A 15,896-nucleotide genomic window follows, 5' to 3' on the forward strand; every position below is an offset into this window, starting at 1 on the left:
AGAAAAGTTGATTTAAATAAGCCTGTCTGGATCAGTGCAAAAAAAAGGCGGCCTTTTCATAAGACCGCCTTTTTGATTATTTAACGATGAGTTTTTTCATCACCTGTTGATTTCCTTGTTGGACTCTGACATGATATAGTCCTGTTTCGAGATGACCATGAGGTTTGATTTCGATGTTTTGTTGTCCAAGTTGCGCGTCATATATCTGCTGGTATACCATGTGCCCTGTTGTGTTGAAAATGGTAATAGCAATTTTGCTGTTTTCATCTCCAGAGTTCAATCTAATATTGATCTGATCAGAAGGAGTAGGGTTAGGATATAACACTACGTCTATGCCTTGTTTGAACTGATCATTATCGATTTTGACTGGGCCATAGATTGTTTCAGTTCCGTCATAGTCAATTTGTATCAGTCTATAATAAGCTACACCGAAATAAGGCTGCTCGTCTATATAACTGTACTGGATTTCTTCATTGATGGTTCCGTTACCTGCTACTTGACCAATGTATTCAAATGACTCGCCGTCTGCTGACCGTTCGATTTCGAATCTGTCGTTGTTCAATTCAGAGGCTGTAGTCCAGTTGATTTTAACACTTTTAGTAATTAATTCAGCATCAAAACTAATCAGTTCAACAGGTAGTGCATCTGCAGTTTGTCCTCCTAGAGTGTAAAAGCTTAAGGATGTGTTGTTCTTCGTATTGGCCGTGATTGTCCCAGCACTCGTACTTGCTCCTGAGGATAGTCCTCCACGTCCCATGTCAGCCCAAGTGTCGTCATTATCCACGCCATTGCCTCCTCCGATATTGTCCAAAATGGATACTACCGTAGTTTCTGTCGGGATCAATACGTCGGACTGAGGTCCATATGTCATACCTATAGTAGCGCTTTGGACTGCTGAAGAGTGTACTACCCAAAACTCATTTATAGATACTTCGGTCGTTCCGATGTTGGATACGTTGTTGCTCAAGAATCCTGTGGGGTCGATGTTGACATAGCGTGCGGTCCAGTCCGACCCACCTGTAGCGTCTTCGTTGACAACTGTTGGAGCAAAAATTCCATTGTCTCCTGTTGGGAAGGTGAAGCTAGAGTTGGCCAGTAGGTTTATTTTTTTGACCACTCCATCTACGTGACTGATGGCACTTCCTCCTGTATATGTCGCTGAAGTACTAAAGGAAAGGATGTTGTCAATGCTAAATACTCCTGACTTGAATACGGTGTTGTCTGTGACTATGATTCCATCTACGAGACTCAAGTTTCCGTTGATTTGCAGTGTCGTTCCACCTGTTAGCACAATTGCATTTCCAGCTGCGGAATTGTTGATGACTACATTGAATATGCTAAAGTCTCCAGTGATGGTTTGAGTAGTAGATCCCAAGAAAGAAACAGTAGATGTCCCCCCAGTACTCGTGGTGATGTTGGTAGTACTTTGGCTTAAATCTCCATAAAGATCAAAGTAGCTGTCATTAGCGGTGGTTAGGGTACCTGCGACTAAATTTACATCACCATTCACTTCGAATACCGCATCAGAGGCCATGTTGACCGTACCATCGTTGAGAATGAAATCTTCTCCTACAGTGAATTCTTTGTCGTCTGCAAGGTTGAGTATTCCTTCGTTTACAATGAGGTTTTCACAGATGTTGATATCACTGTTGGATACGAAAGTTTTGGTTCCTGACCCATTCAACGTCAGTTGTCTTACTTCATTGGTTTCTACCATAATGGTGTAGTCTCCGGATCCACCATACTCCAAGGCACCACCTGTGCAGTCAAAGAAGTTGAGGTAGTCACCTGCAGGAAGAGCCGCGGTGGTACCGTCACTATTAATACGTATGGTTCCAGAACCACTGACTTGACCAAGAATGTGTCCATTAGTTCCATCGATTTCTAGTATTCCATCAACAGGAAGGATCAATCTACTGAAACTGATGTTGTTGGTGTTTAGCACCAATGTTTTGCCTGAAGCGATTTCTATGGCTCCACCTATCACCGCATTCAAGTCGGATTGTCTGACGTCTGTGCCGTTGTATATGCCGTCGCTGTTCTGGTCATAAAAGTAGTTTTCAGCGACGTTGTGGTTGCCTGAGGTAGCACCGTTGGCATCAAAGATCAAAGCTTCGAATGCGTCTGGTATCGTGGCAGGGTCTCCCGCAAAGTACTCGCCAGAGAAGTCTGTTTCAGTAGCAATCGGGAAAGTGATCGTATTCAAGGCATCATCCACATTGTCATCTGGATCTGGGTCTGATTCGATCATGCCGTCTCCATCTGAGTCAGGGAAAGGGTTCTGTACCGCCAAGTTGGGATCTGTGAATATAGCTCTAGCACCTCTGTATGTGTCCTCGGAATCTGTACCGATCACGTCATCGTCGTAGCTGGCGATGATGTTGGCATTGAAGTCGGTCAAGTCTGTTGCATTGATCAACCAGTGGTACTGCAAGATGGCGTCTTGTATCGATTGTTCTTCGCTGAGCATGATAGGTGCCACTGCATTTCTTGGTCGAATTCTAAGTTTGCCTGGCGTAGATCCAGAATTCCCTCCAGCAAAATCCACTAATACAGGTGTGTATCGATTGCCTTCACCGACTGGGAATACGAAGTTGGTGGTCGAATTGGCTGCAAATTCTTTTTCCATACCAAAGTCAATGATAGAACTGTTGGTCTGAATTTGATTCTGTTCGCCAAAATCCAAAAGACTAGCGCCATTGCCTTCGCCATTGGTGATCGTACCCGTCGAGGTAAATAGCAAGAGGGCAGGGCCAATGTCAAAAATTCCTTCATCCAACGTCAAGTTGTTGTTGATTTGGAAATCTTGATTCGCATCGGGCAAGGCGACTCCATTTTCATTGCTGATGGTCAGGTTTCCAAAAACACCCTCACCTGAGGTGGATAGCGTCTGCTCACTATTCGTGCGTTTGAACCGTATGCCTGAGTCCACTAAGTTACTGTTCGAGGTATGTATGCCATTGTTTACCATACTTTGTCCTATGAAATCAATGGTGTTGTCATTGTCCGCCAGAGTGCCTTCTGAGAGATCAAAGGTTGCTCCAGAGATTTCAATACTTGTCTCCAAGGATAGTGTACCTGTACCTGTCTTCTCAAAATCATAAAATTCAATGGTACTTGAATTAGTTCCTCCGAGGGTCACAGTTGCGTCTACGTCAAAGGTCGTTTTGTTGATTCCCGCGGTATACACTGCATTGTCATTGATCGTCATGTTACTGTACAGTGTCAAGTCTAAGTTGTTACTTCTGAACTCGACATCAGAAGAAAGAGTCAGATCCCCTTCGATAGTCAAATCTCTTGTTTTCAATTGTATGACTTCACTCTCAGAACCGATGGTGCTTTGTAGGGTAAGATTATACAAAGGAATATTACTGTTGATGCTGAAGTTGCTGTTGGTGTTTTCGAGCAAATCAATCAAAATAGTAGAACCAGTCAAGTCGTAGGTGTCAGGCTCCAGAAGCAAAGAGGCTTTGAGTGCACTGTTGGCTGTCGCGCCGTTTTGGTTGACAAAAATCAATTGTCCCCCCGTGAAGGTTAAGTTACTACCAGTATTTATTACTTCGAGCATTCCTCTTCGGTAGTCACCTTTTGTTCCTGCCCCTATACTTACGGTACCATCTGTAATGGTCAGGTCTAGAATACCTGCCTCTGAGAAGAACCCACGTCGAATTTGTGAACCTACTTGTAGTGTAGATGCTGCATTGTTGACTTCTATTGATGCATTATTACTTGCAGAGTACTCTATGTAGTTGTTGCCATTGCCTACTCCAGTATTCATGTCTAAACTACCACCGCTGAGTATCAAACTTCCGTCAAGGATGAGCCCAGTATCGTCTCCTTCTATTTTTAGTAGACCATTTTTGATTTCTAATCCACCCGATCCTGAGGATGCGTCTGGGTTTGATAGGTTGGGGAGGTTGAAATCTCCGGTAGAGGCATCTGTCAGTGTGATGTCGATACCCGAATCGTCTAAGATGAGCGTTCCATTCACTATTTCAATTGGTTGTTCACCGATTTCAGAGGGAAGTGGGAAGGTTACCGTATTGTTTACAGCGAAGCTGGACGTATTATCTGTGCCTTTGTTCATCACCATACGGTACAAATTAGGAGTGACAGATGCTGATGAATTGTTAATTAAGGTTTTAGACTCACTGCCAGTAAACTCAAGTATAGCGTTGTTGTTTGTGCCCGTTCCATTGTATAGGTTCAAGGAAGAACTACCTGTTAACCCTGTTTCAATTTCAACATTTCCTGCTAGTAATATGGTGTGTCGATAGCTATTGAGGTTGTTGTTTTCTACAGTAAAGCTGGCTGCACCTGATCCATTTCCATTTTCAAGTTTCAAATCACTATCTAAAGTGATTGTAACCTCTCTGTCGTCACCGATTTCGACAGAACAGCCACTGTTGTCTTGCCATGAGATTCTTAAATCTCCTTGAATATGCGTGTCATGATTTAGCCTCCAATTTGAGCCACGGTCTATTCTTACATCTTGCTTGATGATGATGGGGATGGACGTTTGAAGTACACGGTTCGTACCTCCTTCAGCTTCTATTCTTAGTCTTGGATACACTTCCACATTACTCATCATGTTTACGGTGTTGTTGTTACTAGTTACTTGGTAAGTGAAACTACTATTTGGTTCATCAGACCAAGTCCCTAGATCGGTTTCTCCAGTAAACTGTGGAGAGTTAGCTGCTGTTACTTCAAGGTACAAGTCGCCTTCACCGGATACAAGTCCTAGGTTAAGGTCAGCATCATTTTTTGTGACCCAGAGTCTAGGAGGATAACCACCTGCAGAGGCATCGTATCTCAATTCGGCGATCTCTATGTCTACATTTGCATTGACCCAGTGGTTCTGGTTGGCATTGCCATAGCTTTGGATGACAGCTATGTCACCCGCCTGTGGGTAACCGTTATTACCGCCACCTGATCCATCCGCATTGTGTGTCCATTTGGTTTGGTCGTTCCAGTTTCTACGTGAATTAAGTTTTGTGTAGAAGATGTCTGGAGAGCCAATGAAACGAGCGGCATCACCTGCTGTGAAATTGGTGTTTGTCAAAGTGAATCCAGATCCATCACCATCGAATAAGATGGAATAGTCTGTATTTTCAAAAGCTGGGTTAGAGGGAGTTACTACAGTATGAGTTTCAGAACTTCTTGTATAATCTCCTCCGTCTTCTACTTTACCAGATACGTAGCTAGCTAAGTTTGCTCCAGCAGAAGGGTCGTCATTATTGTTTCCAAAAAATTGAACATAATCCAATGTTGGTGCTGCATCAAAACCTTCGGTGCGTATTCTCCAGTAGTAGGTTAAACCTTCTCCAGTAGAGATGTCTGTTGTTTTGAGTTCTCCTTGTACAGGGTTGATGGTAATGTACGCCTCACCATCTTCGCCTAGGTCTCCAATAGAGGATAGGCTGAGTAGGACAGGGGTGTATTTGGAAGAAGCATCGCCACTTGTCCCAATACCAAGGGGAAACAAGAAATCATCATCATCTAGAGCGTCTAAGGTTGCATTTCCATTGATGTTGTTTCCTACCGCACCGGCTGGATTTGCCACCTCAGTGATTCTTAAGGATAAACCTCCATCGGACGCTTTTCCATTGGTGATGATCATGTCTTCTACAGATAAACATCCAGCACAACTACTATAGTCGGCTTGGTTGGTACTAACTGCTAAATCTAATTCTTCAACGATCAGTTTATTAGAGCCAATGTTTAACCTACCGTATTGGTATTGAAGACGTTTGATGGTTACATCATTGTCTAAGGTGACTATGCCTGTTCCAGAATTTAATCGGAAGTTTCCGAAAACGGCTCCTGGCTCTGTATTGATAGTGAAGTCATTCGCTCTGAATTTAAGAAGAGCGTTGTTTGGTGTTACTCCTGATTCGAACACTCCCAAAGTACTGGCATTATATACATCACCATAAAAACGCATACTTTGTATCCCTTGACTAAATGTCCCAGATTCAACTCTTATTGATCCTAGTTCGGGTATTCTGAAAGCATTTAAATTTCCGCTTACTTTATTTGGGGCAACCAGAGTAAGAACGGCATCCTCCTCTTTGTTGATCACTACATTATGAAACAACTGCTCATTATTAGGTTCTCCATCATCTATTAGATTACTAACTACGAGCGAGCCACTGATACTAGAGTTGAAGGTTGTAGTATTCTGATGACTTGCTGGTACAGAAGCGTTACCTCCAGGTAAATCAATAGGCAATAGTCCAACCCCAAAATAGTATTCTGCATTTTCACTTATGGTAAAATTCCTACCTATGGTGACGTCTTGTCCCAAGTGATCAAATCTCACTGGATTAGTGCCATCTCCAATGATGAGGTCGTTGAGCACGACAAGTGGCTGAGCTTGCATGATGACATCTGCTCCTGAGCCGTCCCCTGATTGTCCTCCAGCTAGGAAAACGATATTGTCGTCGGTAGTTTTGACGTTGACGGTGGTGTTGCCGTCGGCATCATTGATGGCACCACCTCCTGAGTTGGTCATGATGACATCATAGAATGGGGCCTTGGATACTACCTTGAAAGGAACGGTATTGTCCATATTCATGATGACCGTACCACCAGTTACTTCGATGTTTTGGGGCGCTGAGTTGATGAATATACCGCCTCCGAGATCGTCAGTTGCATCCTCGTCATTGGCTGTGCCTGTAGAGCTGGTGGTATTGTAGTTGGATCTTTGGATTTCGAGTGTACCTCCCGACATTCTGAATACATTGGCTGCTTCGGGTAGACAGAAGACGAAATAGTCAGGTTGTGTGCCACCTCCGAATGTACCACTCGGGCCTGTGCCACTTCCTCCATTGACATATACATGTCCGCCACTTTGCGTATAGCTACCTATGTCGTCTGAGGCTTGTATAGATGTCCGGATTTGATTGGCATACAATGTTCCCCCAGTGACTTCTATGCCACCAGCATCACGGATGGTAATCCCACTCTGTACCAAAAATTCTGCTATCCCTGCCGAAATCTTGAACTGGCCGTAGGGCACGAGTGCCGAACCACTTGTTTTGATGATTTCTGCACCATCTACCCATAGTTGAGCGGAAGAAGAGATGGAGTAGTTGCCTCCTTGATTTAGCGTGAAGTTCACATTCGATCCCAATTTGGCCGTCCCTGTGACCAAGGCAAAGGCATTGTTGTTGGTGCCTCCATAGCTGAGGTCACTGTCAACGCTGTAGTTTGCTCTACCGTAGAGGTTGAAGTTGCCGTCTGCACTGGCTGTTATACTCAAGGTATGTGCAGCCGATTCCTTGTCAATTTTGATTCGGTAGAAATTCGCGATAGCGTTGCAAGTCAGCAACTGATCTTTCTCCGTGTTGAGAAAGTTGAGGTCTACAATCCCATCAGTAGCGGTAGTCGTCAAGTTGGCAGAGGTACGTTGGGTGAAGTTTGCAGAGCCGCTGATAGAAAAGTCGCCGTAGTTATTGAATTGGTGACGCTGATTGGCATCTCCTGTAGTCAAAGATGCATTTGCTGCGATGGAGACGTTGTTGACTACATCGATGTTGAGATCTGCATCCATGAAGGTGACTCCAGTATATCCTTCACCACTATTTCTGTGAATTTGAAGCTCTCCTTGAGTGAGGTTTAGGTTTCGTGTGAGATAGAGGTCTCTTTGCAAGATGACTAAATCTGTACTGTTGTCCATGTTAATAGTCAAGCTTCTAGAAACAGCACCATTTGGGTCTGTGATGATTCCTGTACTGAGATCTTGGTTTAGTAGGAGAGGTATACCCGTCGACGCTGTCTTAAGGGTGATCGTTCCTCCGAGTAGTTGATCAGCGAATGCTGAGTAATCACCTTCAGGTAGGTTCTCCAAAAAAGCACTGTTGTCTACATTAGGAGACCCTTGTAGAGATAAAGTCCCTGCGCCAGAGATTGTTGTGAAATTATTACCTGTGGAAGTTAAGAGGTTTAGTCTACCTGACGAGCGCAAAGCGAGCGATTGTACGCTTACATTGTCTAAGATTGTGGAGCCATCTACTTGGTACATGGAGATCGTACGACCTGCTGTGATGATGACCTTGTCTGCAGACCCAGGCACTTCATTGTTAGGGTTGTCAAATAAGGGAGTAGTCGCTCCGTCTAGAGTCCAAGAGTTTGGGTCACCCCAAGACCCTGTTTGAAAGGAATACCAGGTTTGTTGGACATCACCCAAGGGGCTCAATGTATTGTCTTCTGTTGCTACGGTATAGAAGTCGTCTGTCAGCGTAACTCCTGAGAAGGAAATAGTATTATTGATATCATCGATAGATACGGTACCGCCTGCATCTGACCAGTTCCCCGAGTTGGCAGTAGATCGAGAGATGAGTTTATAGTTGGAGGCATTTGCTAACGCGACATCAGGTATCCCTGCTTCATCCAAGTTAAAAGTAATGTCTACTGTGAGCGGAGTACCTGTGTCAGTTTGGTCGATGTACCATACACGCTGCATTCTAGCAGGAGAGGCTCCTGCTATTCCAGCGATATCCGACTCTAAGAGAGTATTGTTAATGATTTTGTGTCCTGCAAATACATAGTCATCATCGTCTAACCCTGTGTTTACACTGAGTACGAGCCCTTCGCTAGCAGAGGTCGAATGAGCTATTGCTCCTGTTGCTTTCCCAATACCGAAAACGCCATAGATGTGCTCGGAATTGGCTTCTAGATCACCTGCATAGAAATCGTTGGCAGTGGCTAATCCATACCTGGCGTTGAGATAGTTTTGGATGATGATGTATCGTGTGTCATCTAGTTTTTCACTGAAGAAAAACATCTCTGCAATCTCGCCATCATACTCACTACCAGATCCTGAGCTACCTAATCTTAGAGGGCCGTTTCCTGTCTCTCCATTGTAACTGATATCATTAATAGTGGTTTCTGAGGTGATGAGTTCATCATTGTTGTAGAGCCAAAAATCATTGGTTGATGGGTCAAAGCCCATTCTAGCTAGGTGAAAGTTGTTGACAGTAAAGATATTGTCTTGGGTAGGATCATTGTGAGAAGACTGTACATCAAATCCTCCTGCGCTATTTCGAACAAATACTTGTACATCATTTAGTTTGTTGTTGTCAGCAGGGGTACCGTCTCCACCGTTGGAAAGGAGTGTGAAAAAGGACGCATTTCCTGTTGTTCTAGGAAATTGCATGACATAGCCAGAGTTGGTAGAAGGTTGTTTGAAAATCACAAACACATCTCCAGTCTGGGTAGGGTCATCACCAGATAGTCCGAAGAATTCTTGGGTGTTTGAGCCTACTAAGTAGCTGCTAGATGACGAGACAAAATCAACAGTAGGTTGTTCGTTGAGGTCTGCAGCAGCGATATTGAATGAAGGCCTGCGAGTCGCATTGGTCTGGAGCATGTCTCTACTGTTACCACTGAGATCTGACCATGTTTGAACTTTGTTATCAATCGTTGAGATTCCTTGATCCGCTCTGAGCCATAGCTCGAGTGACGAACTACCATCGGTCAATCCTAGTCCAGCAGGCCCCTGCTGAGCCATAAGAGAGGAGGTCGTAATGCACAAGATGGATGCGAGTAGAAACTGTTTCATATGGTGTGCTAAATGTGTTGGGGTCATATTCTTTTTGACAAACTGTAATGCCTTGACAGGGTTGTTTTTATATTTTGGTTTCATCTAGTACTAGATAACTACGACTAGCAGCAACTACTACGTCTATAGAAACAAATATTATACAGGAGAAATTCAAATGTGTGTGTCTGTGATTCATTTTTTAATCTAGGATTAAAGAATGAAATGATACAGGTAGGATGGGGTTGGTTTTAGGTATGTAGATTTGATACTTACCTTTGTGAAGGCAAGTGTAGATCGACATATTTTTAGATCGTAAGGATGTATCCATTCGGTCTTTTGTTTGTTGTCTAAAGTTAGGAGTAAAGTGAGTCTAATCACTTTTAACCGCAAGTTTATTGAAAATACAATATATACTGCTGTATTATATAAGATAATTACGTACATACTGCTGATATATTTCACAGTGTCACTATTTTTTTGTTTTAAATTTCATGTACGTTTAGTTATTTAAATAGCCATATTTTTGAATGATAGACTTGGCATTATTATCGTTTCGCAAGTAGTCAAGAAAATCACGCGTGCTGTCATTGAGAATCAAGGCAGACTGAGGGAGAGCTGGGGCAGTCTCAGAGGATAGCTCAATCCAACAACAGGCCACTTTGGATGACAGTTTGTTTTTAGATGATAGAGAAGTGAACGCAGCGTCTACTGAGTGGGTGTAGATATACTGGTTGACTATAGATATGTTTTGACCGTATATCAGTTTGTTTGATATATCATCTAGTACTTTTATTTGTGTTAGATATTTCCTTGCCGCATTACCAAAAGGAGCTAGGTCAGGTTGCGCTATACCAATATTTGTACATTCTGTACCAGCCAAATAATCATGTACTTGATCTGCGGCAATGTCCTTTTTAGTGTATAAGATTAATTTATTGTAAGCAAATGTTACAGGTGCGGATACACCAAAACCTTCTTGATGTAATAGGGTGGTGTACTTTTGGTCGGCCGATAGAAAAATATCAAAAGGAGCCCCGTTTTTTATCTGGTTGGCGAGTGTGCCCGAACTGTTTGTGATGATTTCAAGGCTTTGTGGATGGGTAGCTTCAAACTTGGGTTTGATTTCTTCTAAGAAGTCTACCATGCTTGATGCAGCAGCGATTCGCAAGGATTGAGCGAAAGAACCTAAGCTCAGAATACTTAATAATATAGCCGCTACAATCTGTTTCAAATACATAGATAGTTATGATAATCTGATGTTCAAAGGTCACATGAATCGAGGTATTATCCTATAAGCCATATACTTAAATCTGAATTTGGGTTATTTCACTTAGTCATAAGTGTAAGGTCTAGGTAGTACCTTCCTTTTTAGCCTAAAATTAAAGTACTAACATTGTGGCGAATTAATCGCTTGAAAAATGGATACTAAAATAATACGAAGTGGGGCTATCATGGCTCTTTTGACGGTGGCTATAGGGGCATTCGGGGCGCATGGACTGAAGGGAGTATTGATGCAATATGATACCGTCGAAATATTCGAGACTGCGGTTCGCTATCAGGGGATGCATGCGATTGCCTTACTTGTTCTAGGGGTACTCACCATGCAGTATGAGACCAAGTGGCTGGTGCGATCGGCGTGGCTATTCGTGTTAGGGGTAGTGTTTTTTAGCGGATCGCTGTATGTGCTTAGTGTGACGGGGATTAAGTTCTTAGGAGCTGTAACGCCTATTGGAGGGGTGCTTATGATATTGGGCTGGCTAAGTTTGATTTTTAGCCTCAAAAGAAAAGAGGTATCTTAAATAATAAGATACCTCTTTTGAAATGATGCGATGAGCTCTATTACACGTCTACATTCGCATATTTAGCATTTTTCTCGATGAAGTCACGACGTGGTGCTACTTCATCCCCCATCAGTACAGAGAAGAGGTGATCTGCCTCTGCTGCCGAATCTACAGTTACTTGCTTCAAACTCCTGAATTCAGGATTCATAGTAGTCGTCCATAGTTGCTCTGGGTTCATCTCACCGAGACCTTTGTATCGTTGTACACCTACTGAATCTTCTTTGCCATCTCCAGCCATTTCCATGGTTACTCTCGCACGGTCTTCTTCAGACCAGGCGTAGCGCTCTTTCTTTCCTTTTTTCAACAAGTAAAGAGGAGGGAGGGCGATATAGAGGTACCCATTGTCGATCAATGACCTCATGTACCTAAAGAAGAAGGTCAAGATCAAAGTACGAATGTGACTACCATCGATATCCGCATCCGTCATGATGATGATTTTGTGGTATCTGAGTTTTTCCATGTTCAGTGCCTTTGGGTCATCATCGGTACCGAATTTGACACCTAGTGCGGTGATCATGTTTTTGATCTCTTCATTGTCGTAGATTCTGTGCTCTTGGGCTTTTTCTACGTTGAGGATTTTACCTCTTAGCGGTAGGATCGCTTGGAATTTTCTATCACGCCCTTGTTTGGCTGATCCACCTGCAGAGTCTCCCTCTACGAGGTATAACTCACATTTGCTAGGGTCTCTTTCCGAACAATCGGCTAGTTTCCCAGGAAGTCCTGTGCCTGATAGTACGTTTTTACGCTGTACCATTTCACGTGCTTTTCTAGCGGCGTTTCTAGCTTGTGCGGCTAGGATTACCTTTTGCACGATCATTTTGGCTTCTTTCGGGTTTTCTTCTAGGAAGTTGTTGAGGATTTCGCTGACACTGGTGTCTACTGCGCCTACTGCGTCCGAGTTACCTAGTTTTGTTTTGGTCTGTCCTTCGAACTGAGGCTCAGCTACTTTGATCGAGATGATAGCGGTTAGCCCTTCTCTAAAGTCATCGCCAGTGATGTCGACTTTCACTTTGTCTAGCATGCCAGACTTGTCCGCGTAGGCTTTCAAAGTACGGGTCAGTGCTCGTCTAAAACCTGCGACGTGGGTACCTCCTTCGATGGTGTTGATGTTGTTGACGTAGGAGACTACATTTTCCGTATAGGAGGTGTTGTAGGTCAGGGCTACTTGCACTGGGATGTCTCCTTTTTCTCCCTCCATATAGATAGGTGTAGGGATTAGTTTTTCTCTAGAGCTATCTAGGTACTCGACGAACTCTACCAGCCCACCTTCTGAGTGAAATACTTCGCTTTTGAAGTTCCCATCCTCTTCGATTTCTCTTTCGTCCGTTAGGTTGACGGTGATTCCTGCATTGAGGAAGGACAACTCTCTGAGTCGTGTAGCGACTGTTTCGTATTTGTACTCACTGACGGTGAAAATACTTGTGTCAGGCCAGAACTGTACGTGCGTACCTGTGATGTCTGTCGTCCCGATTTCTTTTACGTCGTATTTTGGGATACCGATACCATATTCTTGTTGGTAGATTTTTCCCTTGCGGTGTACGGTCACTTCTAGTTTGGTAGAGAGTGCGTTGACACAGGATACACCGACACCATGCAGACCGCCTGATACTTTATAGGTGTCCTTGTCGAACTTACCTCCTGCGTGAAGGACAGTCATGACGACCTCTAGGGCTGATTTCTTTTCTTTTTCGTGGTAGTCGGTAGGGATACCACGTCCATTGTCAGTGACGAGGATAGAGTTGTCTGGTTTGATGGTGACGTTGATGGTGTCACAGTGTCCTGCGAGTGCTTCATCGATAGAGTTGTCTACTACCTCCCAGATCATGTGGTGAAGCCCTTTGATTCCGACATCACCGATGTACATGGCAGGTCGTTTTCTTACTGCTTCTAGTCCTTCGAGGACGGTAATATTACTTGCCGAGTAGTCTCCTTTAGGTGTTTTGTTTTCTTCGCTCATTTCCACTTTTTAAAATCCTACAAATCTACTAAAACTAAGTGCTTTGGTGGTCGGTTTTGAGGAGTTTTTTGGATCAAAATAAAGGGATATCATCAGGGCTTTGATAAATTGCAGCCTTTACTCCAAGTTCCAATCATAATTCGATTCTATGTCATTGATTCAAACCGATGTTTCTCTCAAACCTTACAATACTTTTGGGCTAGATGTGGTGGCGCAGTACTTCGTCGAGGTGACTACTGAGTCCGAACTAAAAGAAGCACTGGAATGGGCTAGGGAGACAGGAGTAGAGCCTTATGTCCTTGGCGGTGGCTCGAATATCTTGTTGACACAGGATGTGAAAACACTCGTGATCAAGAATGCCCTCAAGGGCGTGACTGTGCTGGAAGAAAGCGATACGGAGGTTCGAGTACAAGTCGCCAGTGGAGAGGTGTGGCACGCGTTTGTGCTGCACAGTATCGCACAAGGCTGGGGAGGGATAGAGAACCTGTCGCTGATCCCTGGGACTGTAGGTGCTGCGCCGATGCAGAATATCGGCGCGTATGGCGTAGAGATCAAAGACGTGTTCGGCTCACTGACCGCACTGGATAGAGCGCACTTAGAGACCAGAACCTTTGCCGCTGACGAATGTCAGTTCGGGTACCGTGAGAGTGTGTTCAAGAAGGAGTTGAAAGGCAAATACATCATCACCTCGGTGACTTTGGTGCTTTCCCGAAATGCACAACTCAATACGAGCTATGGCGCCATCAATGAGACCCTGACCGAGCGTGGGATTGCCAACCCGACGATACGTGACGTGAGTGATGCGGTCATAGCGATCCGTCAGTCCAAACTACCCGACCCAAAAGTGATCGGCAACTCAGGGAGCTTTTTTAAGAACCCGGTGATCGCTAGTGCGCAATATGAGCAACTCAAAGACCACTACGAAATCCCTGGCTATCCTCAGTCTGATGGGCAAGTGAAAGTCCCCGCAGGATGGCTCATCGAGCAAGCAGGCTGGAAGGGCAAGCGAATCGGTGCGATCGGTGTACATGACAAACAAGCCCTCGTACTCGTCAACCACGGAGGAGGTAGTGGGCAAGCCCTCTATGATCTAGCGATGGAGATCCAAGCCTCCGTCCAGTCCAAATTCGGGATCGAGATCCTACCTGAGGTCAACGTGCTGTAGGTTTTTCTTACAGCTTTTTTAGTACAAGCAAGGATTGCTTTGAGACAGGTCAAGGGGTACCAGCTTTTTGATGATCAGTCTTATCCCAACCAACCATTCTCCTTTTTTTACCCGAATTATGCTATTGTTTCATGCGGGTAAAATGCCTTAAATTCAAACACGTGTCTTTGACGCTCCAAACACGTGTCTTTGACGCTCCGAACACACGTGTTTGATGCTCCGAACACACGTGTTTGCGAGCCGGAACACACGTGTTTGCGAGCCGGAACACACGTGTTTGATTTACCCCCTTCTAAATGCGTTTAAACGCACTTTTTTGATGTGCAGAAGGGGGGAAGCCAGATGTTTTTCTTATTTTGTATCTGAAAATGAAATCGATACTCACCCAAACCACCTAGTGATGAAATCATACCTGTATTGTGCCGTGCTTGCTGTTGTACTCGCGTCCTGTATCGACACAGAAAGTCGGCTCCCTGAAGAAGAGAGAGCGAATGTTTTGATAGAAGAGCAGCTCCTGCAAAACAGCCAAAAAATGATAGAAGCCGCCAAGACCAAATCATTTGCAAAGATCAGTAGTCTCTATGACAAAGAGGCCATGCTCATGGCAGAGTACAACCCGTTGATTACAACTAGGGACAATATAAAAGTATACTACGAAGAGATATTTGGTCGAGAAGATGTCAAAACATACACGAGAGCGCTGATCGATACGCTCGTTTTCGAGGACAGGGTCATCGAGATAGGTTTGTTTACCAAGGTATTGGACAGTTCGGATGTGTATAGAGGCAAGTACTTCAACGTATGGAAACGAGACAGTGCCCAGCATTTGACCCTGCTGGCGGAGGCTTTTGGGTACCTGCATCAGGTAGAGGCCCCATCCCCATTAGTGGTGCATAGTGTCGCAAAAACCGAGGTGGAAGCCATCACCATCCCATGGGAACTGGAAGCATACAACGCACTGAATGAAACCAATGTAATAGACCGAATCCCCGAAAAATCTGCGAACGCCTACTCGGTAGATGCCATGTATTTGCCCTTCGCAGATACTATACAGTCGGGCAGATCGGTTCTGGTGCAGCACTACCAAGACTACTATAGGCATCCTGCCAAAATAGACTCTATACAAGTGATTCCCTTTGCGGTCGATACGGTAGATGATGGGTATATCAGGTATGCAGGATTCTATGTGGACTGGTCTGTGCCGGGATTTTCGGGGAGTACTGCAGGGACTGGGATCTCATACTGGCGTAGGGAAGAAGATCGTTCCCTGCGTATCCATCGACAGATCGGCTTGCACATCCACCGAGAATAACCAGATTGCTCGGATTTGCTTTTGAGAGGCAAACCTGAGTCGATTATGAGGATGTAAAAAAATAATTAGTTCCC

6 protein-coding genes are annotated in these 15,896 nt (G+C 44.3%); 3 read left to right on the forward strand and 3 right to left on the reverse strand.

The features are described from left to right. Nucleotides 1-76: 76 nt before the first annotated feature. Both BGP76_RS05450 and modA read right to left on the reverse strand, forming a co-directional pair. Nucleotides 77-9,649, reverse strand: a complete 9,573-nt coding sequence (locus BGP76_RS05450; protein ID WP_147407380.1) for a T9SS type A sorting domain-containing protein — start codon at nucleotides 9,647-9,649, stop codon at nucleotides 77-79. A gap of 397 nt (nucleotides 9,650-10,046) precedes the next feature. Further along, nucleotides 10,047-10,778 carry a molybdate ABC transporter substrate-binding protein gene (gene modA / locus BGP76_RS05455; RefSeq protein ID WP_158584075.1) on the reverse strand — a complete coding sequence of 244 codons (732 nt, stop codon included), beginning with the start codon at nucleotides 10,776-10,778 and terminating at the stop codon, nucleotides 10,047-10,049. 187 nt (nucleotides 10,779-10,965) lie between these two features. On the opposite strand from modA, the gene BGP76_RS05460 reads away from it, so the two are divergent. After that, nucleotides 10,966-11,346, forward strand: coding sequence for a DUF423 domain-containing protein (locus tag BGP76_RS05460; protein WP_073118573.1), 381 nt, complete (start codon nucleotides 10,966-10,968; stop codon nucleotides 11,344-11,346). Between the two features lie 40 nt (nucleotides 11,347-11,386). Here the strand turns inward: BGP76_RS05460 and gyrB are convergent, their stop codons facing one another. Continuing rightward, entirely contained in the window at nucleotides 11,387-13,345 is a 1,959-nt protein-coding gene (gene gyrB / locus BGP76_RS05465) for a DNA topoisomerase (ATP-hydrolyzing) subunit B (RefSeq protein WP_119843897.1), read from the reverse strand. 148 nt (nucleotides 13,346-13,493) lie between these two features. Between gyrB and murB the strand changes: the two genes are divergently transcribed. Both murB and BGP76_RS05475 read left to right on the forward strand, forming a co-directional pair. Next, nucleotides 13,494-14,510 carry a UDP-N-acetylmuramate dehydrogenase gene (gene murB / locus BGP76_RS05470; RefSeq protein WP_119843898.1) on the forward strand — a complete coding sequence of 339 codons (1,017 nt, stop codon included), beginning with the start codon at nucleotides 13,494-13,496 and terminating at the stop codon, nucleotides 14,508-14,510. Nucleotides 14,511-14,910: 400 nt separating this feature from the next. Beyond that, a complete protein-coding gene (locus BGP76_RS05475; RefSeq protein WP_147407381.1) occupies nucleotides 14,911-15,822 on the forward strand; it encodes a hypothetical protein in 912 nt (303 codons plus the stop codon). The last annotated feature ends 74 nt before the right edge of the window (nucleotides 15,823-15,896 follow it).

Source organism: Reichenbachiella sp. MSK19-1, assembly GCF_003590315.1.
In the GTDB taxonomy this organism is placed as follows: Bacteria; Bacteroidota; Bacteroidia; order Cytophagales; family Cyclobacteriaceae; genus Reichenbachiella; species Reichenbachiella agariperforans.